The following is a 23,336-nucleotide window of genomic DNA, read 5'->3' on the forward strand; positions in this document are numbered from 1 at the left end:
TTTTCTTATAGTCTTTTTCCGACATTAATACGGTTAATGGCACGTTGCAGTGCAATCTTCGCACGACGTTCTTGGTCAATCAAGTTTTTATCTTGTGCTTCTTCAATTTCACGCTCTGCTCGAAGTTTGGCACGTTCTGCACGACTGATATCGATATCACGAGCACGTTCTGCAGAATCCGCAACGATTGTGATGGTATTATTGGCAATTTCAATAACACCTCCGTTTACTGCAATCCAGTTCACGTGATCTTCATCATCAATACGTTTTACCTTTACTTCATCAACTGCTAAAACCGCAATCATATTTTCATGTCGTGGCAAGATCCCCATCTCACCATCCAGAGTTCGAACCGATACATAGCTGGCATGGTGATCATAGACGAGACCATCTGGTGTCACGATCTGGACAGTTAACTGAGCCATAGATCACCTCTTAAAATCCCATTTTTTCAGCTTTTGCAATCACATCTTCGATAGAACCTACACCACGGAAGGCATCTTCTGGCAAGTGGTCATGTTTACCATCAAGGATTTCCTTAAAGCCACGAACAGTTTCAGCAACTGGAACATAAGAACCTGGCTGACCAGTAAATTGTTCCGCAACGTTAAAGTTTTGTGACAAGAAGAACTGGATACGACGGGCACGAGCAACCAAGGTCTTTTCTTCATCAGAAAGCTCATCCATACCAAGGATAGCAATGATATCTTGCAACTCATGGTAACGTTGAAGGACACGTTTTACTTCTGCAGCAACTGCATAGTGCTCTTCTCCAACGATTTCAGGTGCTAAGGCACGTGAGCTTGAAGCAAGTGGGTCAACGGCTGGGTAGATACCCAATTGTACCAACTTACGTTCCAAGTTGGTTGTTGAATCCAAGTGAGCGAAGGCTGTTGCTGGCGCTGGGTCAGTATAGTCATCCGCTGGCACATAGATAGCTTGGATAGAGGTTACAGAACCCTTCTTGGTTGATGTAATACGTTCTTGCAATTGACCCATTTCCGTAGCAAGGGTTGGTTGATAACCAACGGCTGATGGCATACGACCCAAAAGGGCAGATACTTCTGAACCAGCCTGAGTGAAACGGAAGATATTATCGATAAAGAGAAGCACGTCTTGGCCTTCTACATCACGGAAGTATTCAGCGATTGTCAAACCAGTAAGGGCAACACGCATACGTGCTCCTGGTGGCTCATTCATCTGACCAAATACCATGGCTGTTTTCTCGATAACGCCTGATTCTTTCATTTCCCAGTAAAGGTCGTTCCCCTCACGAGTACGTTCCCCAACACCAGTAAATACTGAAATACCACCGTGTTCTTGGGCAATGTTGTGAATCAATTCTTGGATCAAGACGGTTTTACCAACTCCGGCACCACCGAAAAGTCCAACCTTACCACCTTTAAGGTAAGGGGCAAGAAGGTCGATAACCTTAATCCCTGTTTCAAGGATTTCAGAAGAGGTAGACAACTCATCAAAAGTTGGAGCTTTTTTATGAATTGGCTGACGCTCTGCGTCTTCTGTAAAAGGAGCTTCCAAGTCAATGGTATCTCCCAAAACGTTGAAGACACGTCCCAAAGTTTCTTTACCTACTGGTACAGAGATTGGACGACCTGTGTCCAATACATCCATTCCACGAGTCAACCCATCTGTTGATTCCATGGCGATAGTACGGACCATACCATCTCCCAACTCCAAGGCTACTTCAAGGACGATTTTTGTTTTTCTTTCGTCATTTTTGTAGACGACAAGTGCATTGTTAATCTCAGGAAGTTTTTCCCCTGCTGCAAACAAGACGTCTACAACGGGACCGATAACCTGAGCAATTTTACCTGAACTCATCTCCTTCTCCTATTCTATATAAGATACTGTCGGTTCCTAGCTCAACTAGGTCCTAATACTCTTCGAAAATCTCTTCAAACCACGTCAGCTCTATCTGCAACCTCAAAACAATGTTTTGAGTAGCCTGCGGCTAGATTCCTAGTTTGCTCTTTGATTTTCATTGAGTATAAGTTCATTTTCATACGAGCTGGACTAGAGCCTATTCTAAGGCACTAGCTCCTGCTACGATTTCTGTAATTTCTTGTGTAATCGCCGCCTGTCTGGCACGGTTATACTGAATTGTCAAATCATTAATGACTTTCTTAGCATTATCTGTCGCTGTTTGCATGGCTGTCATACCGGCAGCATTTTCAGCTGTCTTGGCATCGATAATAGCCCCGTAAATCATACTTTCTGCAAACTGAGGCAACAACTGCTCCAAAATTTCTTCTCGGCCTGTCTCTAATTCAAAAGTCAAGCTGTAGTCTTCATCCGCTTCATTGGGATCCAAGTCAACAATCGGAAGCATTTGTTCCACACGCATTTGACTGGTTAGTGTGTTGACATGGTGGTTATAGCAGACATAGAGTTCATCAAAAAGTTCATTTTGGTACATTTCAACAGTTTTTGAAATAATCTTACGGACTTCATCAAAGCTAGGTTGGTCTGCTAAGCCACGTAATTCATAAAGTGGTTGAATACCACGAGCCTTAAAGAAATCAGCTCCCATTCCACCGATACAGATCATTTCAAAACCTTTACCGTCTGGATGGTATTCTTCCTTCAACTCCATAACGGCTTTCAGAATAGAAGAATTATACCCTCCAACCAAACCGCGATCTGAAGTAATGACAATATAGCCTGTCTTCTTCACGGGACGGCTAATCAACATCGGATTGGTTGAACCACCAGCTCCATTACCATGAAGGATATCTGTCAAAAGTTTACGCACTTTCTGAGCATAAACTTGGAAGTTACGAGCTGCTTCTTCAGAGCGACCTAGCTTAGCAGCCGATACCATTTGCATGGCATTAGTGATTTGACTCGTATTTTTTGTTGAGGCGATTTTTGTTTTAATATCATTTAGAGATACTGCCATCTGACACCTCTATTCTTATTGGAAGCTGGTTTGATTGAGAAACTCTGTAATCGCAGCATCCAAGACTGCTTCTTCTGGCAAGTCTTTTGTATCACGAATGGTTTCCAAAATCTCTGGATGTTGAGCATCAAAGAAGGCATGGAACTCTTCCTCGAAACGAACAATATCATCTACTGGAACAGTATCCAAGAAACCATGTGTCAAAGCATAAAGAATGGTTACTTGTTTCTCAACAGGCAATGGTTTATGAACAGGTTGTTTCAATACTTCAACTGTACGACGTCCACGGTTCAATTTAGCCTGTGTTGCCGCATCCAAGTCAGAACCAAACTTAGTGAAGGCTTCCAACTCACGGTATGAAGCAAGGTCGATACGAAGTGTACCAGCAACCTTCTTCATGGCTTTGATTTGTGCAGAACCACCTACACGTGATACAGATGAACCCGCATCGATGGCTGGACGAATACCCGCATTGAAGAGACCATCGCCAAGGAAGATTTGTCCATCAGTGATAGAAATCACGTTGGTTGCGATATAGGCAGAGATATCTCCTGCTTGTGTCTCGATAAATGGTAGGGCTGTAATTGATCCACCACCAAGTTCATCAGAAACTTTAGCTGAGCGCTCAAGCAAACGGCTGTGAAGATAGAAAACATCACCTGGGAAGGCTTCACGACCTGGAGGACGACGAAGCAAGAGAGACAGTTCACGATAAGCTACCGCTTGTTTTGATAAATCATCATAAACGATCAAAACATGCTTCCCTTGGTACATAAATTCTTCCGCCATGGCGACCCCAGCATAAGGAGCTAGGAAAAGCAATGGAGATGGTTGTGAAGCAGAAGCTGTCACAACGATTGTGTAGTCCAAGGCACCATACTGACGAAGTGTTTCTACTTGCGTACGAACGGTTGATTCTTTCTGTCCAATCGCGACATAGATACAGATCATATCTTGACCTTTTTGGTTCAAGATTGTATCAATCGCAATGGTTGTTTTCCCTGTTTGACGGTCACCGATAATCAACTCACGTTGACCACGACCGATCGGTACAAGGGCGTCAATAGCTTTCAAACCAGTTTGCAATGGTTCTGATACAGACTTACGTTGCATAACACCAGGAGCTGGCGCTTCAACTGGACGAGTTTTATCTGTGTGGATTTCTCCAAGACCGTCAACTGGACGACCAAGTGGGTCCACAACACGACCAATCAGACTTTCACCTACAGGGACTTCCATAATTTTACCTGTACGGCGGATTGTATCGCCTTCTCGGATATCTGTAAAGTCACCTAGGATGATAATACCAACGTCTGTTGACTCCAAGTTTTGAGCCATACCATAAGAGCCGTTTTCAAAAATCAACAACTCTCCACTCATGGCATTTTCAAGGCCGTGAGCACGCGCGATACCATCCCCGATATAGGTTACAACACCTGTTTCAGTCACATCAAAATTGGGTTTGAAATTTTCAATTTGTTGCTTAATTAAAGCGCTGATTTCTTGTGCGTTAATTGCCAAAAGAACACCACTTTCTATTTCAAATTTTCTTTAACAACTTTAAGTTGTTGTTTAATACTCACATCAATTGTCTTGTGATTGGCAAAAATGACAAAACCACCAATGAGACTTTCATCGACTTGTTCTTTTACACTCCTTACTTTCAGAGACATTTTTTTCTCAATCAAAGGGAGCAAGCGACTCTTTTGTTCATCTGTTAAATGATGAGCTGAAGTAATCGTCACTTCAAATCGATTTGTTTCTTTTTCAAGTCGGTTCAAGCAATCTACAAGCACATCATAAAAAAGATTTGCTCTGTGATTGTATGCCAGAACCTGGATCAAGTTTTGCAATAAAGGTGACACAGAGTCTTGGAAGAAAGCAATTGTTTTTTCCTTATCAGACTCGTCTACTGCCACTTTTTTTAAAAAAGAAGGTAAACTTGTTTCTTCAGCAACTTGCTTGATTTGAGTCAAGTCTGAAAAGATACGGTCTTCTTCTCCTTTTTCAAGTACCAATTGGACAAAAGGCATGCTGTATTTTTCAATTACCTTTACTGTTTTCTTGTCCATTAAGCTTCTCCTAGCTGATCGATATACTGATCAATGAGTTCTTTATGGGCATGACCATCAAGGTTTTGTGAGATGATTTTACCAGCTAAGCTGATTGTCAAATCTGCTACCTCACCCTTAACGCTTTGTAAAGCTTCAGCTTTGTTTTGAGCAATTTCTTGGTTTGCTTTTTCTTTTAAGCGTCCTGCTTCTAGTTTAGCATCTGCTAAAATACTAGCCTTACTTTTCTCAGCTGTTTCTTTCGCATTCTCAATGATTGTCTTAGCTTCTTTACGGCTACCAGCCAATTCATCTTCGCGTTTTTGAGCCAATACTTCTGCTTTTTGACGTGCTTCTTCAGCTCTGTCAATATCTGAAGCAATTTTTTCAGCTCTTTCTTCGAAAATGCCTGTAATATTAGACCATGCAAATTTTTTAATCAAGACTAGCAAAAGGATAAAAGAGCCAGCGATTAAAATAAAATTACCAATTAATTCACCTACTGTTACGTGCATCAGTTACTCCTTTCTACTCTTCATCATTAATTTTATTTCCTAGGTACATAGAGGATAATAGTGTAAAGACATAGGCTTGTACACAAGAAATGAACACGGAAAATGCAGTCCAAACTAAGTTTGTCCCAAATGCGATTGGATACCAAAAAATAGCCTGATGTGAAAGTAAGAGAAGCAAGCTTGTCATTACTTCACCTGCAAAGATATTCCCAAAAATCCGCAAAGCAAGAGAAAGGAAATTCGTGACTTCTTCCAGTAGATTCATCGGTGTCATAAATGCAGGAGTTACAAAACCTTTTAGGTATTGTTTAATCCCACGACGACGAATCCCCTCAATATGCGCCATAACAATAATACAGAAAGACAAGACAAGGTCAAATGAAAGATTTGCAGTTGGCGATGTCCAAAGGTTTGTTCCATCTGTTGTTTGAAGTTTAGCCATCAAACCAAGATTATTGGCGATAACCATAAAAAGAAATAAACATAAGTAAAAGAGTGAGTAATCTTTCATGTAGTGGGAACCAAGGTTAGGTTCTGTAAATCCAATTACAAAATCATAGAGATACTCTAGTACATTTTGTTTACCTTTGGGTTTCAAGGTCATATTACGACTTGCCCAATAGATAAATGCAAAAATCAGAAACACAGACAGCAAAGTCAAGGCTGTCAAAGTTAAATCAAAGGTAACAGGACCAATATTGATGGTTGGATTGATACTTTCTTCCATCTAACATTCTCCCTTCTCCAATTTATATTTCGTTATTTAATAATAAATGAGAAGACAAGAGTTACGAAGAAAGTTCCTTCAATAAAGGCAACCCCTAAAAACATCAAGCTACGAAACTCAGCGATAATATCTGGTTGGCGAGCTACTGATTTCAACAAACCATTCATCAATAACCCTTCACCAAGAGATACACCCATACAGGCAAGACATAGACCGAAAAATGTTAAATTCATGACGAATTCTCCTTTTAATTAAAATTTACTTACTTAGTTTAGTCCTAAAAATTGGATTTGTCAACTTTTTACTAACATTGAAAGCGTTTAATGAAAATTATTTACAATTTTGCTATTTTTAAGCCCATTATATAGAAAACTTTGTAAAAAACTTGTAATAAATCCGACCATTATCTAGGTCTTTCTGAAAAATATTGAAAAAATCCGAGATGTAATCTCGGATGAAAATTAATATATTTTCTTTAACCTAATGCTCTTTTAGTAAGAAGAATTAAAGGGAAATCTTTCGTCTCCTACATGTTTATTAAGCACGCACTGTGACGCTGGTTCCATCTTCCTTATAAAGATTGATGAGACCCTCTTTAAGAGCGCGAACCATGTCTCCTGCTTGAACAGGTTGAGGCACCTTAATAGTCAATAGTTCCATTGGATTTGGAGCGCGGTCGATTTTATTGCCTTTGGCATCATGCAAATCTTCGATATACGTTTCAAAGTGACGGAAACCTGGGCCGTAAAACTCAACTTGGTCTCCTTCGTTAATAACGTTCCGTTGACGAATAGTTGCTGTTTGGGTCGCATCATCATAAGAAACCACTTCAGCGACAAACTTGTATTCAGGGATTTTACGGCGAGCACCAAATAACTGCTCATTTTCAGATGGTGTACCATAGTAGAAGCCTGTTGCCAATTCACGTTGGGCAACCTTCCACATCTCATCAATCAAGTCTTGCTTGATAGCTTCAAACTTCTCTGGACTTTCTAGATAAGCATCAACAGCCGCCTTGTAGCAGTTTGTTACTGTGGATACGTAGTGAATAGACTTCATACGTCCTTCGATTTTTAGACTGTCCACACCGTTTTCAATCATATCTGGGATATGGTCAATCATGGACATGTCAACAGCTGACATTGAAAATTCTTCTGGGATTTCCCCTTTCAAGCTCTTACGTTCTTTCCCAAATGGCATATCGTAGAGGTCATATTTCCAACGGCATGACTGAGAGCATCCACCACGGTTAGCATCACGCATACTCATGTGGTTTGAAAGAGTACAACGACCAGAGTAAGAAATACACATGGCTCCGTGGACAAAGGCTTCAATCTCAACATCTGTACGTTTGCGGATTTCTGCCAATTCTTCCATTGAAACCTCACGCGCCAAAACGACACGAGTCAAGCCCAGTTCTTTCCAGAACTCAAGGGTTTCATAGTTAGTGGCACTTGCTTGAGTGGAAAGGTGGATTTCAAGACCTGGTGCTTCAGTCGCTGCAATCATAATCAAAGCTGGGTCAGATACGATAACTGCTGCAATCCCGATATCACGCAGTTTACGGAACCACTCACCAGCACCAGCTTCATTTCCTTCGTGCATAACCATGTTGGCAGCCACATAAACCTTAGCACCATACTTGGCAGCAAACTGGACACCTTCTTCCATCTGTTCAAAGGTAAAGTTTCCTGCACGGCTACGAAGACCATAGGCCTGACCACCGATAAAGACAGCATCCGCTCCATATTGAACAGCTACCTTTAGCTTCTCTAAAGTTCCTGCAGGTGATAAAACCTCAGGACGTTTTAATGTTTTTGTCATGTTTTCTCCTATTTGCAATATAAAAGTTTGACGTATTTCCTTCTCATTTTATAGTAAATAAGAGATAAAATCAAGCCTAGACAGATTGTTTTGACAATTCTAATATTTTAAGCTTTGTATAATAATTGTTAAACTATCGAATATAAACCAATTTTAACAAGTATCCAAAAAGTCTAGAAAAGTAAAAACCAGTACCCAAAGATACTGGCTCATTAAACTACATAAATTAGTCCTTAGATGACTACTCCCACTCAACTGTTGCAGGTGGTTTACTTGTAATATCGTAGACGATACGGTTAACATGATCCACTTCGTTTACGATACGTACAGAAATCTTTTGAAGAACTTCCCAAGGAATCTTTGCAAAGTCAGCTGTCATACCATCAATAGAGGTGATGGCACGGATTGCAATCGTGTAGTCATATGTACGACCGTCACCCATAACACCGACTGAACGAACGCCTGTGTTGACAGTGAAGTATTGCCAGATATCACGGTCAAGTCCAGCTTTGGCAATTTCTTCACGTAGGATAGCGTCTGATTCGCGAACTGTTTCAAGTTTTTCTTCAGTAATTTCTCCCATGACACGGATAGCAAGTCCTGGTCCTGGGAATGGTTGGCGCCATACGATGTGGTCTGGCATACCAAGCTCTGTACCTAGGGCACGAACTTCATCCTTGTAAAGAGTATTGAGTGGTTCGATCAATTCAAACTGCATGTCTTCTGGAAGACCACCCACGTTGTGGTGTGACTTGATAGTTTGAGCTGTATCTGTACCAGACTCGATAACGTCTGTGTATAAGGTACCTTGAGCAAGGAATTTCACATCTTTGAGCTTGCTTGCTTCGTCATCGAAGACATAGACAAACTCGTTACCGATGATTTTACGTTTTTGTTCTGGGTCAGAAACGCCAGCAAGTTTATCAAGGAAACGTTTAGCAGCGTCTGCTTTGACGATATTCAAACCAAACTTACCACCAAGCATGTCCATAACTTGGTCCGCTTCTCCTTTACGAAGAAGACCGTGATCCACGAAGATACAGATCAATTGATCGCCAATCGCTTTTTGGAGAAGAACTCCAACAACTGAAGAGTCAACACCACCTGATAGACCAAGAAGGACGCGTTTATCACCGACAGTCTCACGGATTTTTTGGATCTGCATGTCGATGAAGTTATCCATTGTCCAGTCGCCTTTAGCCTTACAGATGTTAAGGGCAAAGTTACGAAGGATATCATTCCCGTATACAGAATGACGAACTTCTGGGTGGAATTGGATACCGTAAATGTGTTTATCTGGGTTTTCAATGGCTGCGTATGGACAGTCAGCTGATGTACCTGTACGAACAAAGTCAGCAGGAATCTCGGTAACTGCATCGCCGTGGCTCATCAATACAGTTTGTTCATCAGGTGTTGATTCAAAAAGCGCTGATGGTGTGTGAGTTAGGGTTGATTGACCGTATTCACGATTTCCAGCATCACCTGCAGGAACAACTTTTCCTCCAAGTTTATGGGTCAACAACTGCATACCATAACAGATTCCCAAAATAGGAATTCCGAGTTCGAAGATTTCTGGGTCAATATCAAATGAACCATCTTCGTATACAGAGTTTGGACCACCTGAAAGGATAATTCCTACAGGATTGATTTCACGAACTTCAGCAGCTGAAATTTTATGGCTTTTTAGTTCTGAAAACACACCAATCTCACGGATACGGCGTGAAATCAGCTGGTTGTACTGGCTACCATAGTCCAATACGATGATTTTTTCTACATCTTGCAAATCAGTTGAAATGTTGCTCATCTTTTTCCTTTCTCAAAAGAAATATCTTTTTTCAATATTCTATCACAAATAAGGGCGAATTACCAACTAAACAAGGCGAAGATTGACTTTTTCTAGTTTATTGAGGTACAATAGAGAAAAGATAGAAATGAAGTGAAAAATATGCTACCTGCTTATATGAAAATCCATGATCAGATTAAAAAGGATATTGACGAACATCGTTGGGCCATTGGGGAGAGACTTCCCAGTGAACGAGACTTAGCAGAGCAGTTTGCGGTCAGTCGCATGACCCTCCGCCAAGCCGTATCTCTATTAGTCGAAGAAGGTGTTTTAGAGCGTCGTGTAGGAAGCGGCACCTTTGTTTCCAGTACACGTGTACAAGAAAAGATGCGAGGGACAACTAGTTTTACTGAAATTGTTAAGTCTCAAGGTAAAGTTCCCTCTAGCCAGCTCATTTCCTACAGAAAAACCATTCCCAATGAGCAAGAAGTTGCCAAGTTAGGCATTTCTCCAACGGAAAATATTATCCGAATGGAACGGGTCCGTTATGCCGACCAAGTCCCTCTGGTTTATGAAGTTGCTTCTATTCCTGAAAAATTCATTAAGGACTTTAAAAAAGAAGAAATCACCAGTCATTTCTTCCAAACTTTGCAAAAACATGGCTACCGCATCGGTAAATCACAGCAGACCATCTATGCTCGCCTTGCTAAAGAAAAAATTGCCCACTATTTGGAAGTTGAAAAAGGACATGCTATTCTTGGTTTGACTCAGGTTTCCTACCTAGAGGATGGTACTGCATTTGAATACGTAAAAAGTCAGTATGTAGGCGAACGCTTTGAATTTTATCTTGAAAACAATTAGATTACCACGCAAAAACTCTCTGTCACGGACAAAGAGTCTTTTTATTTTTCTAAGAGTAAATCTTTCAACGAAATCAAAGTTACAGCAAACAATATCATTGCCATACCAAGAAAATCAATGGGATAAAATTGTTCATTCATAATTAGGAAGGCAAAGAAAACCGCCGAGATTGGCTCAATTGAAGCCAACAAGCTTGACTTGACCGGTCCTATCAGACTGGCTCCTTTTAGAAAGGCTGTATAGGCAAAGACAGTCCCGATAAGGATAATGCCTGCAAAAGCAAGGAGGAAATCAAGACTAGTCGGTATATTGGCCTGTAGAACCCCTGTAAAAGGAAGGGCGACCAAACCTGCTATGACCATTCCCACACCAATGACCAAACTGCTCCCCCACTTCTTAATCAAGGATATGGGCAAAATGATATACAGAGCATAAGTCAGAGCAGAAAAGAGCCCCCAGAACAGGCCTGCATGTGTCATGGATAACTGGTCCAACTGCCCATGAGTTGCAATCAGGAAGGTCCCTCCAATGGCTAATATGATGGAAATAATCTCTCCCAGTGTCGGCGCCACCTTATCCTTGATACAGCTATAAATCAAAATCCCGACAGGACAAACATACTGAAGCACTGTCGCGGTACCTGCATTGGTCTCCTGAATAGCAGTTAGATAGGCAAATTGATTGAGGAAGAGGCCAATCAGAGCAAAAATAAGAAGAGACAGCAAACTCTTTCTATCCTTTAAAAAGGCCAGCATTCTATCCTTTGCAGTAACATAAGCCAAGAGCATGAGAATCCCGCCAGCGATTAAAAGTCGTAAGTTAGTCAAGACCAAAGCTGAAATTCCGTGTGCCATCAGGTATTGGCCACTCGTTCCTGACAAGCCCCAAGCAATCCCAGCCACAACTGTTAATAAAGTCCCTTTTAAACTATTTGACATGTCTCTCCTTATTCTTCTTTGCGAATCAAGTCCATCACTTGATTACGATCTACAATCCATTGAACCCTCTCATCCTTTTCATAGGTACGATTCGATAGGAAAATGACCGCTTCTTGCTTCTGACGATTCCACATGACAAAGGTACCTGTATAGCCCGTATGGTCTAGCCATTCTCCTTCCAAATTCCATGCTAAAGAACGTTCCTTGTCATCCAAAGGTGAAAAATTTTGACTCAAGTCTCTTGCAAAATCATCTGCTAAATAGTGTTCTAAAAAGATTTGTAAATCCTTTACAGTCGAAAATAAACCAGCACTACCTGCATGTCTGCCTAAGAGGCGAGCCTTGGGATCATGTACCAGACCTGCCTCGACACCTCTGACGGTTGGAACAGCAAGCTCAACAGATCCAAATTGGGTTTCCGTCATTCCCCAAAAATTCCAGACTTGTTCTTTTAAAATCACATCCAAGTCTTGATTAAAGATTCTTTCCAAAATAAAGCCCAACAGCAAAAAATGGACATCCGAATAAAGAAATGCTGGCTGGCTTCGTCTCTTGAGATGAAACATAGCTTCCTTTAATTCAGAAGCTGCTAAAAGATCTCTATTGGGAATGAAAGGATCAAGATTTGTAGCGTGAGTTAAGAGCTGGCGAATAGTGATATCTGGATAATCACTTTCAGGTAAAAAATCGGTTACTGGTCTGTCAATATCTAATTGACCGTTTTCCCACAAGAAGGTAAAAACGGTGCCAACCCCAACAACCTTGCTGACACTAGCTAGGTCATAAACGAGTCCTGCCTCAGTCTGCAAGCCATGCTCTGGGTCACTCTGGCCTAAATAGAACTCCGTCCATTGATTGTCCTTAAAATACGCAAAAGAGGCTCCGGGATAGATCCCTGCCTCGATTTGTTCTTCTATTTTTTTAATAATCTTGGTCCACTTCATACTTCTTCAAACCACAATTCAACATTATTTCTATCTTTTCCAAGGAAGAATTTTTCAGACTTAGGAATAAAATATTCTGTAGACTCAAACTTCTTACGAAGACTTGCTATGTCTAATTCGTTGACCAAGAACTTGAGCATAGATAAGTCCCAAGTAACCGTATTGTCCACAGTCAAATCCTGCCCCAGAGCTGGGATAAAATCAAGTGAAGTCCCAACTTCAGATACTTCCAAGAAACTTTCAATATCAGTTGGGAGATGTAATTCTATAGAAATCTCAAATTTACTTAAAGAAATTGACTCCAGATCTGTTTGAAATTCTGGCTTTTCTCCTACTTCTACTAGACTTTCTCTATCATCTTCCGCATGAATCAAAATCAAATCATCTTCTGGTGAGAAAATTTCAAAAGCGTATCCATTTTGACCTTTATATAATTGATGAATCGAATCTGTTTTAGCTAATAAGGCCTCGATTTCTAAGGGATTTTCCACCTTGACAATCAATCTAGCTAGTTTTTTTCTTCCCTCCACCTTACGAGTGCGCATACTTGGAGATTCTTCTAAAACCAGCTTTTCTAGACCTGTTTGATCACCTAGCGACAGAAAGGCTGACTCTTCTAACAAGGCCTTCATGCCAAGGGTTTCTATATAAAATGTTTCATTTAATTTTCTATTATTAACTTTTAAAGTAGGAATAATCCGTACAATCTGATTTACATTCATAAATTCCTCCGTTACTTTTTATTTTATAGGATTTTAGAATTTTTTACAAGATATTATGCTCAAATTTACCAATTTTCACCCCATTAAAAAATTTTTTTCAAAAGGCTGGCCCAAAACTCCATTTTTAGAGAAAAATACAACAGTCAAAAAGTAGATAGGATAAACTGGAATGCTAATCAATTGATTGATAAGAAATAATTGACTATCTTTGTTGATTTTTGATTACAGAGGAGTTTTAGAAAGAAAAAGAACCAGCTCTTAGAACTGATTCCTTTTACAAGTGAAAAATTAGTTATTTTCAACTTTTTCATCGTATTTTGGTCTTAATGTTGTACCTGAGTTAACAATGGTACGTTTTTGAACAAGAGGAAGGTCTGTACGATTGTAAACTGTGCGCCATTTTTCCCAAACAAGACCTGTTTTTTCTTGGATTTTTACTCTGATATTACGAACATTTCCTTTAAATTGAATCTCAGTGCGGAATCCAGCTGTTCTGTTTTTACCATTGTCTTCCCATTGACGCGTACGAACACTTTCGACTCCATTCTTATCATAAGTTACTTCATCCCAGTAAACATAGTAGCGAGCAATGTAAGCTCCCTTATGATGTAAATTGAGGTAACCATTTTTATATGAAGTCACTTTAGTTTCAATGTAGTCTGTATTGCTTTGAATTGTGGCTACTTGATTATCTTTCAAGAATGCAGTCTTATAAGAAATTGGAACAGCAGGGTTTTGTGTACTGAAAGTAGCTCCTTCTTGAATCAATTTCTTCAAATCTTCTACTGTACCTGTCACAACACGTGCAGCTCCATCAGCATTTCCACCTACGATTGAAACTGTTACAGTTGTATTCTTCAAGACACGTGCCCATTCAGAGTCTGGTTTAATAGGCACTCCTTTGATGACAGCATTGATTGCCGCTTTCAACTCTGTACTCTTGCTTGTTGTTTCAAATTTGACATACATTTGACGTCCGTATGAAACGCTTGACACGTATACAGGAGGTGTTGTTGCATCAATTCCACGTGCTTTCAATTGATCAACCGTTATTCCTGAGGCAAATACATCTGATGGATTTTTTGGAGCATCAAAGTTAGCAGTAAAGTAAACTTGTTTAAAATCAACTACCTCAACTTGTTTTTCACCTTTGTGAACTGCTTCAAAATCAATTTTTAAGTTAACTCCTACTTTTTCAAAGTCACTTCCGAATTTTGCTTTTAATTGATTCATGCTATAAGCAGAAGTTGATTCGTATTGCATGCGTGCTGGAGCAGGATTCTTACCAGCATATTTTTCATGCCAACGATTTAACAGGGTATTTACACCTTCCTGCATACCACTTGCAGTTGGTTTAGCATCTACATAGCTATCTCCGCCAACCATACCTGGCAAGTCAACACTGATTCTACCTTTGCTACGATCTAAACTAATTTGTTGTGGTTTATTTTCTAGGAGGTCTTGATTTGCTTTAAACAAAGCACCTAGGAAGATATCTCCGTTACCATTAATGGCAACATCTGCAGAACCATTAGAAAGGTTTTTCTTCACTTTTTCTACAACCACGAATTCATTTCCTTGTTGTTTTGTGCTTGTATTAGTGTAATTTTCTAACGCTTCTCCTTTTCTAGTCAAAATGTTTAATTTATCATAATTTAAACCAAATAAATAGTTATTTAACTCTGCAGTATAATCTTTTTTAGCTTTATTTTCTGTTTTAACTTTGTTTTCTGTTTTCTTATCTGCTACTACTTTTTCTTCTTTTACAGAACGATATACTTCTACCTCTGCTAAACTAAGAGGAGTTTTAGATTTATTTAATTCAATTTTTACATATCGTGCATTAACTCCTGAGAATTGAACATCAACTTTTGGTTGATTATTTAGGGTATCAACATGTTGACGAGTTACTTCCTTACCATCTTTATCTAACAAAATAACATCAAAATTAGATAAACGATCTCCTACATTACTGTCTCCACGATTGTAAATACGAACAGTTCCCACACCTTCTTCTTTTGCTAGATCAACTTTCCACCAAGCATGATCTTCAAAATTTGTATGAGTAACTGAGTGATGTCTGTAAACATTATCTAGATTACCGTCAACCGCTCTAGAAGCATCTGCATCATAATAAGTCGAACTCTGACTTGCAGACTTATGAGCAGCAATATTTTCACCAGCAACTTCAGCAACGCTTGGTTCTGTTGCTTTTACTACATTTGTTTGAAATACAAGGCCAGAACCTAGCAAAAATGTTGCAATGGCAACACCACATACTCCAACGCTACGTTTACGAATAGAATAACGAAATCCTTTATCTTGTTTATTTTGAGACATAAAAAACTCCTATATATGTTTGTACGAATTATTTCTTGAACGCGCTTTCTTGAAACAATAAGAGTATAACATAAAAATATTATAGATGCAATCGTTTTCTTAAAAAAATATTATTTTTTTATTAACCTAGATTGAATAACTGAACATATGTTAATATTTTTACATTCAAATAAAGAGTGGTCTATACCACTAAAAACAAGAAAACGACCAGGCTTAAGTCCCTATAAGTTGGGAATCAGCACTGTCCGTTTTTGTATATATAGTCAAATTCAACTCTTAAATCTATAGGTTAACAAATTTCTCAATGCAAAGCTTTTCATTGTTTTTTATCATCTCTTAGATTCAAATTCTTTATAAGCTTCCTGAAGATAAGCATCAAAAACTTCTTCATCTGAAATCGTGTCAGAAATGAAGCTTCCGTTGCTGGTTCGTTCTGACAAATTCAAATCTTGTAATCGACTTTCATAGATCGTTCCTTTATTAGATTGGATAAGCAAAGTTTGATCGTTCCCGTCCACTTCCGTACTGAAGAGATCACCAACAAATCCTTGCTCTGCAACTGCTCCTGCCAAGAAGACACGGTGCGGTTTGTTTTTCAACTCACGCAAGACTTGTAATCCTCGTTTGGCACGGCTGGTTGCTGGAATTTCGTCAATAGAAACACGTTTCAAGCTTCCACGTTGGGTCAAGAGGTAGAAGGATGAGGTATTGCAAATAAAGGCAGATTGGAGGACGTCATCTTCTTTCAGATTCATAGCCTTGACACCTGCTGCCTTGGCACCAACAACAGGAACCTCCTCGATATTGAAACGCAGAGCATAACCGTTTCGACTAATCAATAGAACATCATCCAGTTTAATTGGAGCCACTGCTACAATCTGGTCTGTCTCATCTTTTAGTTTAGCATACTTGACTGATTTAGATTTATAGGTCCGCCATGGAGTGAATTCTTTACGTTCTACACGCTTGATTTGACCAAGACGAGTTGTAGCAAAGTAGGTTGTCGCATCATCAAACTGATCCACGATTTCCACATAAAGGATTTCTTCGTTAGTTTCAAAGTTGGTAATGGTTTGGCTCAGATGCTCTCCGATATCCTTCCAGCGAATATCTGCTAATTCATGGATTGGTCTGTAGATGACATTTCCAAGACTTGTGAACATCAAGAGGTGCTGTGTTGTCTTGACAGCTTGTACAAAGATCAAACGGTCATCATCACGCTTGCCAATTTCTTCCAGCGTTGAAGCGGCAAAGGAACGTGGGCTGGTACGCTTGATGTAACCTGCCTTGGTCACGCTGACATAGGTATCTTCCTCAGCGATCAGACTAGCTGTATCAATCTCAATTACTTTTGCTGTGTCTTCTAAAGCACTCAAACGTGGAGTCGCAAATTTCTTCTTGACCTCACGAAGCTCTTTCTTCATGAGATTGTACATGGTCCGTTCATCACCGATAATCGCCGCAAGCATGGCAATCTTTTCACGAAGTTCTGCTTCTTCTTCCTGCAAGACAACTACGTCTGTATTGGTCAAACGGTACAGTTGCAAGGTAACGATGGCCTCAGCCTGCTCTTCTGTAAAATCATAGCTGACTTTGAGGTTTTCCTTGGCGTCAGCCTTATTCTCAGATGCACGGATAAGAGCAATAACCTCGTCCAAGATAGAAATGACGCGAATCAAACCTTCGACGATATGGAGACGTTTCTCAGCCCTTTCCTTGTCAAAGCGTGAACGCGCTAAAATCACTTCACGACGGTGGGCGATGTAGCTAGACAGGATTGGAACAATCCCAACCTGACGAGGCGTGAAATTGTCAATCGCCACCATGTTAAAATTGTAATTTATTTGTAGGTCGGTGTATTTGAAGAGATAATTGAGAACAAGCTCTGTATTGGCATCTTTTTTTAGCTCAATAGCAATACGTAGACCATCACGGTCAGACTCATCACGAACCTCAGCAATCCCAGCTACCTTGTTATTAACACGAACATCATCGATTTTCTTGACTAGATTGGCCTTGTTGATTTCATAAGGAATCTCAGTGATAACGATTTGTTCCTTACCACCTTTTAGCTTTTCAATCTCAGTCTTGGAACGAACAACAACGCGCCCTTTCCCAGTTTCATAGGCCTTCTTGATTTCATCACGGCCTTGGATGATAGCTCCTGTAGGGAAATCTGGCCCAGGCAAGAATTCCATGAGTTTATCCACCTTGGCAGTTGGGTGGTCAATCATGTAAACCGCCGCATCAATGACCTCAGCCAAATTATGGGGAGGAATGTCTGTGGCATATCCAGCCGAAATCCCAGTCGAACCATTGACTAAAAGATTTGGAAAGGCTGCTGGTAAGACTGTCGGCTCTTTTTCGGTGTCATCAAAGTTCCAGGCAAAAGGAACGGTCTTTTTCTCGATATCCTGAAGAAGATAGCCAGCAATTTCAGACAAACGTGCCTCGGTATAACGCATTGCCGCAGGCGGATCTCCGTCCATAGAACCGTTATTACCGTGCATTTCGACTAGAATCTCACGATTTTTCCAGTCCTGTGACATACGAACCATGGCATCATAGATAGAACTGTCACCGTGTGGGTGAAAATTCCCCATGATATTCCCGACAGACTTGGCCGACTTGCGGTAGCTCTTGTCAAAAGTATTGCCATCCTTATTCATCGAATAAAGAATACGGCGCTGAACCGGCTTCAAGCCATCCCGAATATCTGGCAAAGCCCGGTCTTGAATGATGTACTTGGAGTAGCGACCAAAGCGCTCTCCCATGATGTCCTCAAGGGACATGTTTTGAATGTTAGACATATAGAATACAAAGCCCGTAAAATATCAAGTGAAAATAGAAAATTCTTGAAGTAAGCAAGCTCACCAGAGAATTTATCTTTTTCACGCGTCATTTAGGGCGTGTTCAACTCCTTTCAAAGAATATAGAGTAGGTTTTTACAGAAAAGGTGTTCAGTTAAGATATAAAGGGACGATTTGGCTTGCCAAAAATGTCTGTAGAAAAATAGAAAATCGATGTAGGGCTCGATGAAGTTAAGACGATTTGACTTTTTTTCGAATAAAATTAGTCCCGTGTTCAGTTACTACAAATAACCAAACGACCCTTTCTGTAGTTTAATCTTTTAAATTAAGGTCTTTAGTTAGCGATTAAGAAGTCTCGCCTCAGCATACTCAATCATCTTCTCAGCCACTTCTTTATCGTAGTCAAAGCCCAGCTTTTGAGCAAGTCTTTGAGCTTCTCTATGGAAAAGTTGCATCGTAGCCAATAAAGACTGAGTGATTTTATCTATACTTGAAAAATCAAGCAAATCTGAGAATTCCTTTTCTTTCTCAGTGGGTAAATAGTTAAAAAGATACTTATAATTCTTGCCTATGTCGACTACTCCCCTATTACTTGCAACCTGCCAAGCCAAAATTTTCAAGAATTCTTGTTGACAAATGCCGTAGAGATGGTCAGTCGCGTAGATGACTTGCTTACGACAGATTCCTTTGACCACGTAGGCTGACACCCACCAAAATTCATTGCAGACTTTTTCAAAATCCTTTTCAGTAGCTGGGCTTGTCCAGTAACGCTCTAGATTTTGAGAATAGGGTTCAAATAAATGTTCTGGATCTTCTAAAACAGTGAATCCTGCCTCACTATCCACCCACTCTTGGATATGCTCTTTGGGGCAAAGGGTCAAATCTATCCGATTGCCATCTTCAAAGAGCATGAGATAAAGGCGACGATTACCAAGACTAACTTCTTGCTCGATAATGAGTTTCCCAAACTGATTCAACCAAGAAAGGGCACTTGTCAGATTATCAAAATCATCCACAATATAGACCACATCATAGTCTTGAAATTCATCTTTTGGTGCTTTTGTATCAGTTCGTGAACCAGACATGGCGACAGCCGCGACTTGTAAGGTTTTAGCAGTCTTTAAAATTACATCAAGCATTTCTGTTTCAGTCCTCATGTTAATACCCATTCATTAAAAAGTGACTTAAAACACTGTCGCTTCTTCCAGCGTAAACTTGACATTGTCTTCAATCCACTTACGTCGTGGTTCGACCTTGTCTCCCATGAGGACATTGACACGACGTTCTGCGCGTGCTAGGTCTTCGATCGTGACACGGATAAGAGTACGCGTTTCTGGGTTCATGGTTGTTTCCCAAAGCTGGTCCGCATTCATCTCACCAAGTCCCTTGTAACGCTGTAGGGTAGCGCCTTTACCGAACTGTTTGCGGAGTTCTTCTAGTTCACCGTCCGTCCAAGCATAAGCCACTTCTTCTTTCTTTCCTTTTCCTTTAGACATCTTGTAAAGAGGCGGAAGGGCGATATAAACATGGCCTGCCTCAACTAGCGGACGCATGTAACGGTAGAAAAATGTCAAGAGCAAGGTCTGGATATGGGCACCGTCGGTATCCGCATCTGTCATGATAATGATCTTATCATAGTTGGCATCTTCAATAGAGAAGTCTGCTCCAACACCCGCACCAATGGTATAAATCATGGTATTGATTTCTTCATTTTTGAGGATATCTGCCATCTTGGCCTTGGCTGTATTGATAACCTTACCACGAAGAGGTAGAATAGCCTGGAACTTGCGGTCACGGCCTTGTTTGGCAGAACCACCGGCAGAGTCCCCCTCAACCAGATAGAGTTCATTCTTAGCTGGATTCTTGGACTGGGCTGGGGTCAATTTCCCAGACAGCAAGCCCTTGTCTTTTTTATTTTTCTTACCATTTCGGCTCTCATCACGCGCCTTACGTGCCGCTTCACGAGCGTCACGGGCCTTGATAGCCTTGCGGATGAGGTTAGAAGCCAATTCACCATTTTCCATAAGAAAGAAGGTCAACTTATCCGCCACAATGCCATCCACAACTGGGCGAGCTAGTGGACTTCCTAGTTTGTCCTTGGTCTGTCCTTCAAACTGGAGGTGTTCTTCAGGAACCAAGATAGAAAGAACGGCCGCTAGTCCCTCACGATAGTCTGAACCTTCAAGGTTTTTATCTTTTTCCTTGAGAAGTCCCGTCTTACGCGCATAGTCATTCATGACCTTAGTGATAGCAGACTTGAGTCCTGTCTCATGCGTTCCACCGTCCTTGGTGCGAACATTATTAACAAAGGACAAGATGTTATCTGAAAATCCATCATTGTACTGAAGCGCTACTTCCACTTGAAAACCATTGTCTTCCCCTTCAAAGTACAGAACTGGCGTCAAGGTCTCCTTGTCTTCGTTCAGATAAGAAACAAAGTCTTGTACCCCATTTTCATAGTGAAACTCAACAGACTCATCTGTGCGTTTATCCGTTAGAGACAAGGTCACATTTTTCAAGAGAAAGGCTGATTCATTAAGACGCTCTGAGATGGTATTGTACTTGAAGTCTGTCGTAGAAAAGATAGTCGCATCCGGCATGAAGGTGACTTTGGTACCTGTCTTAGACTTGGGTGCTGTACCGATTTTCTTTAAGGTCGTAACAGGTTTTCCACCATTTTCAAAACGTTGCTTGTAGATTGCACCATCACGGGTAATTTCAACTTCCAGCCAACTTGAAAGAGCGTTAACAACGGAAGAACCCACCCCGTGAAGACCACCAGATGTCTTGTAGCCACCCTGACCGAATTTCCCTCCGGCGTGAAGAATGGTAAAGATAACCTCAACAGTTGGAATTCCCATCGCGTGCATACCCGTCGGCATTCCACGTCCGTGGTCTTGAACCGTTAAACTTCCGTCTTTATTAATGGTCACATCAATACGATCGCCAAACCCAGACAGGGCTTCATCGACTGCATTATCGACGATTTCCCAGACGAGGTGGTGGAGACCAGCACCATCGGTCGATCCGATATACATCCCTGGACGTTTTCGGACCGCATCCAACCCTTCTAGCACCTGAATGGCATCATCATTATAATTGTTAATATTGATTTCCTTTTTTGACACAAGGAACCTCCTATTCGTTCATCTTTACTATTCTACAGGTTTTCCAAGGATTTTGCAAAATTTTTCTTTCTCCGGTGCGACAATTTCAGAAGAGATTCTCTGCCTTTCTTTTCCATTTCATGATATAATAGGAGTATGATTACAATAGTTTTATTAATCCTAGCCTATCTGCTGGGTTCAATTCCGTCTGGTCTCTGGATTGGACAAATTTTCTTTCAGACAAATCTGCGAGAGCATGGTTCTGGTAACACAGGAACAACCAATACCTTCCGCATTTTAGGCAAGAAAGCAGGTATGGCGACCTTTGTGATTGACTTTTTCAAAGGAACCCTAGCAACACTGCTTCCGATTATGTTTCATCTTCAAGGTGTTTCGCCTCTTATCTTTGGACTTTTGGCTGTCATTGGACATACCTTCCCTATCTTTGCAGGATTTAAGGGTGGTAAGGCTGTCGCAACCAGTGCGGGAGTGATTTTCGGATTTGCGCCTGTCTTCTGCCTCTACCTTGCAGTTGTTTTCTTTGGAACCCTCTATCTTGGTAGTATGATTTCGCTATCTAGTGTCACAGCATCTATCGCGGCTGTCATCGGAGTTCTACTCTTTCCACTTTTTGGTTTTATCCTGAGCAATTATGACCCTCTCTTCATCGCTATTATCTTAGCACTGGCTAGTTTGATTATCATTCGGCATAAGGATAATATCACACGTATCCAGAATAAGACTGAAAATCTTGTTCCTTGGGGATTGAACCTAACCAACCAACATCCTAAAAAATAAACGCCAGTTTGAACAGAACTGACGTTTTTTTGTATGCTTATTTTGATTTGATATAGTTGATACCATCTGCTTTTGGTGCGACTGCTTTTCCAAAGAAGGCTGCCAAGACAAGAATTGTCAAGACATAAGGTGCGATTTGAAGATAAACCGTAGGCACTCCTTGTAGGAACGGCAATTGAGATCCGATAACAGCCAAACTTTGTGAAAGTCCAAAGAAGAGACTAGATAACATAGCTCCGATTGGATTCCATTTCCCAAAGATCATCGCAGCAAGGGCGATAAATCCAGGTCCAACAATAGTTGTCACTGAGAAGTTAACTGAGATGGATTGAGCATAAATCGCTCCGCCAATTCCACCTAGGAAACCTGAAATAATAACCCCTAAATATCTCATCTTGTAGACATTGATTCCCAAGGTATCCGCTGCTTGAGGGTGTTCACCGACAGAGCGGAGACGAAGACCAAAACGGGTCTTGAAGAGGATAAACCAAGCAAGGAAAGAGAAGGCAATGGCCAGATAACCGAGTAAACTAGTTGACTTGAAGAAGATATCACCGATAACTGGAATATTGGCCAAGACTGGGAAATCAAAGCGTCCAAAAGTCTGACTTAAGTTATCTGTTTGTCCTTTATTATAAAGCACTTTCACCAAGAAAACAGCCAAGGCTGGCGCCATCAAGTTCAATACCGTACCGCTGACAACATGGTCTGCACGGAAATGAACCGTTGCTGCTGCGTGGATAATAGAGAAGAGACCACCAACCAATCCTGCTACAAGCAAGGATAACCAAGGAGTTGCTGCTCCAAATTGTTCTGCAAATTCAAGGTTAAAGACTACTCCAGAAAAGGCACCCATAACCATAATTCCTTCAAGGCCGACGTTTACCACACCACCACGTTCAGAGAAAACACCACCGATACTTGTAAAGATGAGGGGTGCTGAGTAAATCAGCATAGAAGACACCAAGAGGGTGAGCAAGGTTGTAATAGACATCT

The 23,336-nt window shown here is 40.8% G+C and carries 20 protein-coding genes; 2 read left to right on the forward strand and 18 right to left on the reverse strand.

Going from position 1 to position 23,336, the window contains the following annotated elements:
- Positions 1-5: 5 nt before the first annotated feature.
- The 10 genes from CYK16_RS05180 to guaA all read right to left on the reverse strand — a co-directional run bounded on the left by CYK16_RS05180 (position 6) and on the right by guaA (position 9,841).
- Positions 6-425 carry a F0F1 ATP synthase subunit epsilon gene (locus tag CYK16_RS05180; protein ID WP_000068043.1) on the reverse strand — a complete coding sequence of 140 codons (420 nt, stop codon included), beginning with the start codon at positions 423-425 and terminating at the stop codon, positions 6-8.
- Between the two features lie 10 nt (positions 426-435).
- On the reverse strand, positions 436-1,842 hold the full coding sequence (gene atpD / locus CYK16_RS05185; RefSeq protein ID WP_033677393.1) for a F0F1 ATP synthase subunit beta: 1,407 nt from the start codon (positions 1,840-1,842) through the stop codon (positions 436-438).
- A 199-nt stretch (positions 1,843-2,041) separates the two neighbouring features.
- Entirely contained in the window at positions 2,042-2,920 is an 879-nt protein-coding gene (locus CYK16_RS05195; RefSeq protein WP_000301215.1) for a F0F1 ATP synthase subunit gamma, read from the reverse strand.
- Between the two features lie 15 nt (positions 2,921-2,935).
- Positions 2,936-4,441 (reverse strand): F0F1 ATP synthase subunit alpha, encoded by a 1,506-nt coding sequence (atpA, locus tag CYK16_RS05200; protein WP_000996629.1) that lies wholly within the window; start codon positions 4,439-4,441, stop codon positions 2,936-2,938.
- A gap of 14 nt (positions 4,442-4,455) precedes the next feature.
- Positions 4,456-4,992 (reverse strand): F0F1 ATP synthase subunit delta, encoded by a 537-nt coding sequence (locus CYK16_RS05205; protein WP_101776737.1) that lies wholly within the window; start codon positions 4,990-4,992, stop codon positions 4,456-4,458.
- Entirely contained in the window at positions 4,992-5,486 is a 495-nt protein-coding gene (atpF, locus tag CYK16_RS05210) for a F0F1 ATP synthase subunit B (RefSeq protein WP_000558549.1), read from the reverse strand. The genes CYK16_RS05205 and atpF overlap by 1 nt, the downstream gene beginning before the upstream one ends.
- A gap of 13 nt (positions 5,487-5,499) precedes the next feature.
- A complete protein-coding gene (gene atpB, locus CYK16_RS05215; RefSeq protein ID WP_000392863.1) occupies positions 5,500-6,213 on the reverse strand; it encodes a F0F1 ATP synthase subunit A in 714 nt (237 codons plus the stop codon).
- Between the two features lie 32 nt (positions 6,214-6,245).
- A complete protein-coding gene (locus tag CYK16_RS05220; protein WP_001054557.1) occupies positions 6,246-6,446 on the reverse strand; it encodes a F0F1 ATP synthase subunit C in 201 nt (66 codons plus the stop codon).
- Positions 6,447-6,750: 304 nt separating this feature from the next.
- Entirely contained in the window at positions 6,751-8,037 is a 1,287-nt protein-coding gene (locus CYK16_RS05225) for a peptidase U32 family protein (RefSeq protein ID WP_000169065.1), read from the reverse strand.
- 241 nt (positions 8,038-8,278) lie between these two features.
- Complete coding sequence (gene guaA, locus CYK16_RS05230) at positions 8,279-9,841, reverse strand: glutamine-hydrolyzing GMP synthase (RefSeq protein WP_000065714.1); 1,563 nt, start codon at positions 9,839-9,841, stop codon at positions 8,279-8,281.
- Between the two features lie 141 nt (positions 9,842-9,982).
- On the opposite strand from guaA, the gene CYK16_RS05235 reads away from it, so the two are divergent.
- Complete coding sequence (locus CYK16_RS05235) at positions 9,983-10,681, forward strand: GntR family transcriptional regulator (protein ID WP_000936191.1); 699 nt, start codon at positions 9,983-9,985, stop codon at positions 10,679-10,681.
- Positions 10,682-10,722: 41 nt separating this feature from the next.
- Here the strand turns inward: CYK16_RS05235 and CYK16_RS05240 are convergent, their stop codons facing one another.
- From CYK16_RS05240 to parE, 7 genes are all read right to left on the reverse strand, one after another.
- Positions 10,723-11,619 carry a DMT family transporter gene (locus CYK16_RS05240; RefSeq protein ID WP_033677400.1) on the reverse strand — a complete coding sequence of 299 codons (897 nt, stop codon included), beginning with the start codon at positions 11,617-11,619 and terminating at the stop codon, positions 10,723-10,725.
- Between the two features lie 8 nt (positions 11,620-11,627).
- Positions 11,628-12,563: a serine hydrolase domain-containing protein gene (locus CYK16_RS05245; protein WP_033677402.1), complete on the reverse strand. Its 936-nt coding sequence runs from the start codon at positions 12,561-12,563 to the stop codon at positions 11,628-11,630.
- Complete coding sequence (locus tag CYK16_RS05250; protein ID WP_033677403.1) at positions 12,560-13,285, reverse strand: CppA family protein; 726 nt, start codon at positions 13,283-13,285, stop codon at positions 12,560-12,562. Before CYK16_RS05250 ends, CYK16_RS05245 begins: the two co-directional genes overlap by 4 nt.
- Positions 13,286-13,573: 288 nt before the next feature.
- The gene (locus tag CYK16_RS05255) at positions 13,574-15,625 is read right to left on the reverse strand and encodes a thiol-activated cytolysin family protein (protein ID WP_101776738.1); all 2,052 of its coding nucleotides are present in this window, start codon (positions 15,623-15,625) and stop codon (positions 13,574-13,576) included.
- A 329-nt stretch (positions 15,626-15,954) separates the two neighbouring features.
- Positions 15,955-18,435 (reverse strand): DNA topoisomerase IV subunit A, encoded by a 2,481-nt coding sequence (gene parC / locus CYK16_RS05260; protein WP_101776739.1) that lies wholly within the window; start codon positions 18,433-18,435, stop codon positions 15,955-15,957.
- 338 nt (positions 18,436-18,773) lie between these two features.
- Entirely contained in the window at positions 18,774-19,592 is an 819-nt protein-coding gene (locus tag CYK16_RS05265; RefSeq protein ID WP_101776740.1) for an aminoglycoside 6-adenylyltransferase, read from the reverse strand.
- Positions 19,593-19,619: 27 nt separating this feature from the next.
- On the reverse strand, positions 19,620-21,563 hold the full coding sequence (gene parE, locus CYK16_RS05270; RefSeq protein ID WP_101776741.1) for a DNA topoisomerase IV subunit B: 1,944 nt from the start codon (positions 21,561-21,563) through the stop codon (positions 19,620-19,622).
- A 135-nt stretch (positions 21,564-21,698) separates the two neighbouring features.
- Here parE and plsY point away from each other — a divergent pair, with 135 nt between their 5' ends.
- A complete protein-coding gene (gene plsY / locus CYK16_RS05275) occupies positions 21,699-22,340 on the forward strand; it encodes a glycerol-3-phosphate 1-O-acyltransferase PlsY (protein WP_101776742.1) in 642 nt (213 codons plus the stop codon).
- 37 nt (positions 22,341-22,377) lie between these two features.
- On the opposite strand, the gene CYK16_RS05280 is transcribed toward plsY, so the two are convergent.
- On the reverse strand, positions 22,378-23,334 hold the full coding sequence (locus CYK16_RS05280) for an ABC transporter permease (protein WP_033677420.1): 957 nt from the start codon (positions 23,332-23,334) through the stop codon (positions 22,378-22,380).
- Positions 23,335-23,336 lie beyond the last annotated feature (2 nt).

Source organism: Streptococcus oralis subsp. dentisani, from assembly GCF_002860905.1.
Lineage (GTDB): Bacteria > Bacillota > Bacilli > Lactobacillales > Streptococcaceae > Streptococcus > Streptococcus oralis_BA.

Coding starts and splice junctions, on each gene's coding strand:
- CYK16_RS05245 (WP_033677402.1), bottom strand. CDS start 12,563: ATGAAGTGGACCAAGATTATTAAAAAAATAGAAGAACAAATCGAGGCA.
- CYK16_RS05250 (WP_033677403.1), bottom strand. CDS start 13,285: ATGAATGTAAATCAGATTGTACGGATTATTCCTACTTTAAAAGTTAAT.
- plsY (WP_101776742.1), top strand. CDS start 21,699: ATGATTACAATAGTTTTATTAATCCTAGCCTATCTGCTGGGTTCAATT.
- CYK16_RS05225 (WP_000169065.1), bottom strand. CDS start 8,037: ATGACAAAAACATTAAAACGTCCTGAGGTTTTATCACCTGCAGGAACT.
- atpB (WP_000392863.1), bottom strand. CDS start 6,213: ATGGAAGAAAGTATCAATCCAACCATCAATATTGGTCCTGTTACCTTT.
- CYK16_RS05220 (WP_001054557.1), bottom strand. CDS start 6,446: ATGAATTTAACATTTTTCGGTCTATGTCTTGCCTGTATGGGTGTATCT.
- atpF (WP_000558549.1), bottom strand. CDS start 5,486: ATGCACGTAACAGTAGGTGAATTAATTGGTAATTTTATTTTAATCGCT.
- parC (WP_101776739.1), bottom strand. CDS start 18,435: ATGTCTAACATTCAAAACATGTCCCTTGAGGACATCATGGGAGAGCGC.
- CYK16_RS05195 (WP_000301215.1), bottom strand. CDS start 2,920: ATGGCAGTATCTCTAAATGATATTAAAACAAAAATCGCCTCAACAAAA.
- guaA (WP_000065714.1), bottom strand. CDS start 9,841: ATGAGCAACATTTCAACTGATTTGCAAGATGTAGAAAAAATCATCGTA.
- CYK16_RS05280 (WP_033677420.1), bottom strand. CDS start 23,334: ATGTCTATTACAACCTTGCTCACCCTCTTGGTGTCTTCTATGCTGATT.
- CYK16_RS05265 (WP_101776740.1), bottom strand. CDS start 19,592: ATGAGGACTGAAACAGAAATGCTTGATGTAATTTTAAAGACTGCTAAA.
- CYK16_RS05240 (WP_033677400.1), bottom strand. CDS start 11,619: ATGTCAAATAGTTTAAAAGGGACTTTATTAACAGTTGTGGCTGGGATT.
- CYK16_RS05235 (WP_000936191.1), top strand. CDS start 9,983: ATGCTACCTGCTTATATGAAAATCCATGATCAGATTAAAAAGGATATT.
- CYK16_RS05255 (WP_101776738.1), bottom strand. CDS start 15,625: ATGTCTCAAAATAAACAAGATAAAGGATTTCGTTATTCTATTCGTAAA.
- CYK16_RS05205 (WP_101776737.1), bottom strand. CDS start 4,992: ATGGACAAGAAAACAGTAAAGGTAATTGAAAAATACAGCATGCCTTTT.
- atpD (WP_033677393.1), bottom strand. CDS start 1,842: ATGAGTTCAGGTAAAATTGCTCAGGTTATCGGTCCCGTTGTAGACGTC.
- CYK16_RS05180 (WP_000068043.1), bottom strand. CDS start 425: ATGGCTCAGTTAACTGTCCAGATCGTGACACCAGATGGTCTCGTCTAT.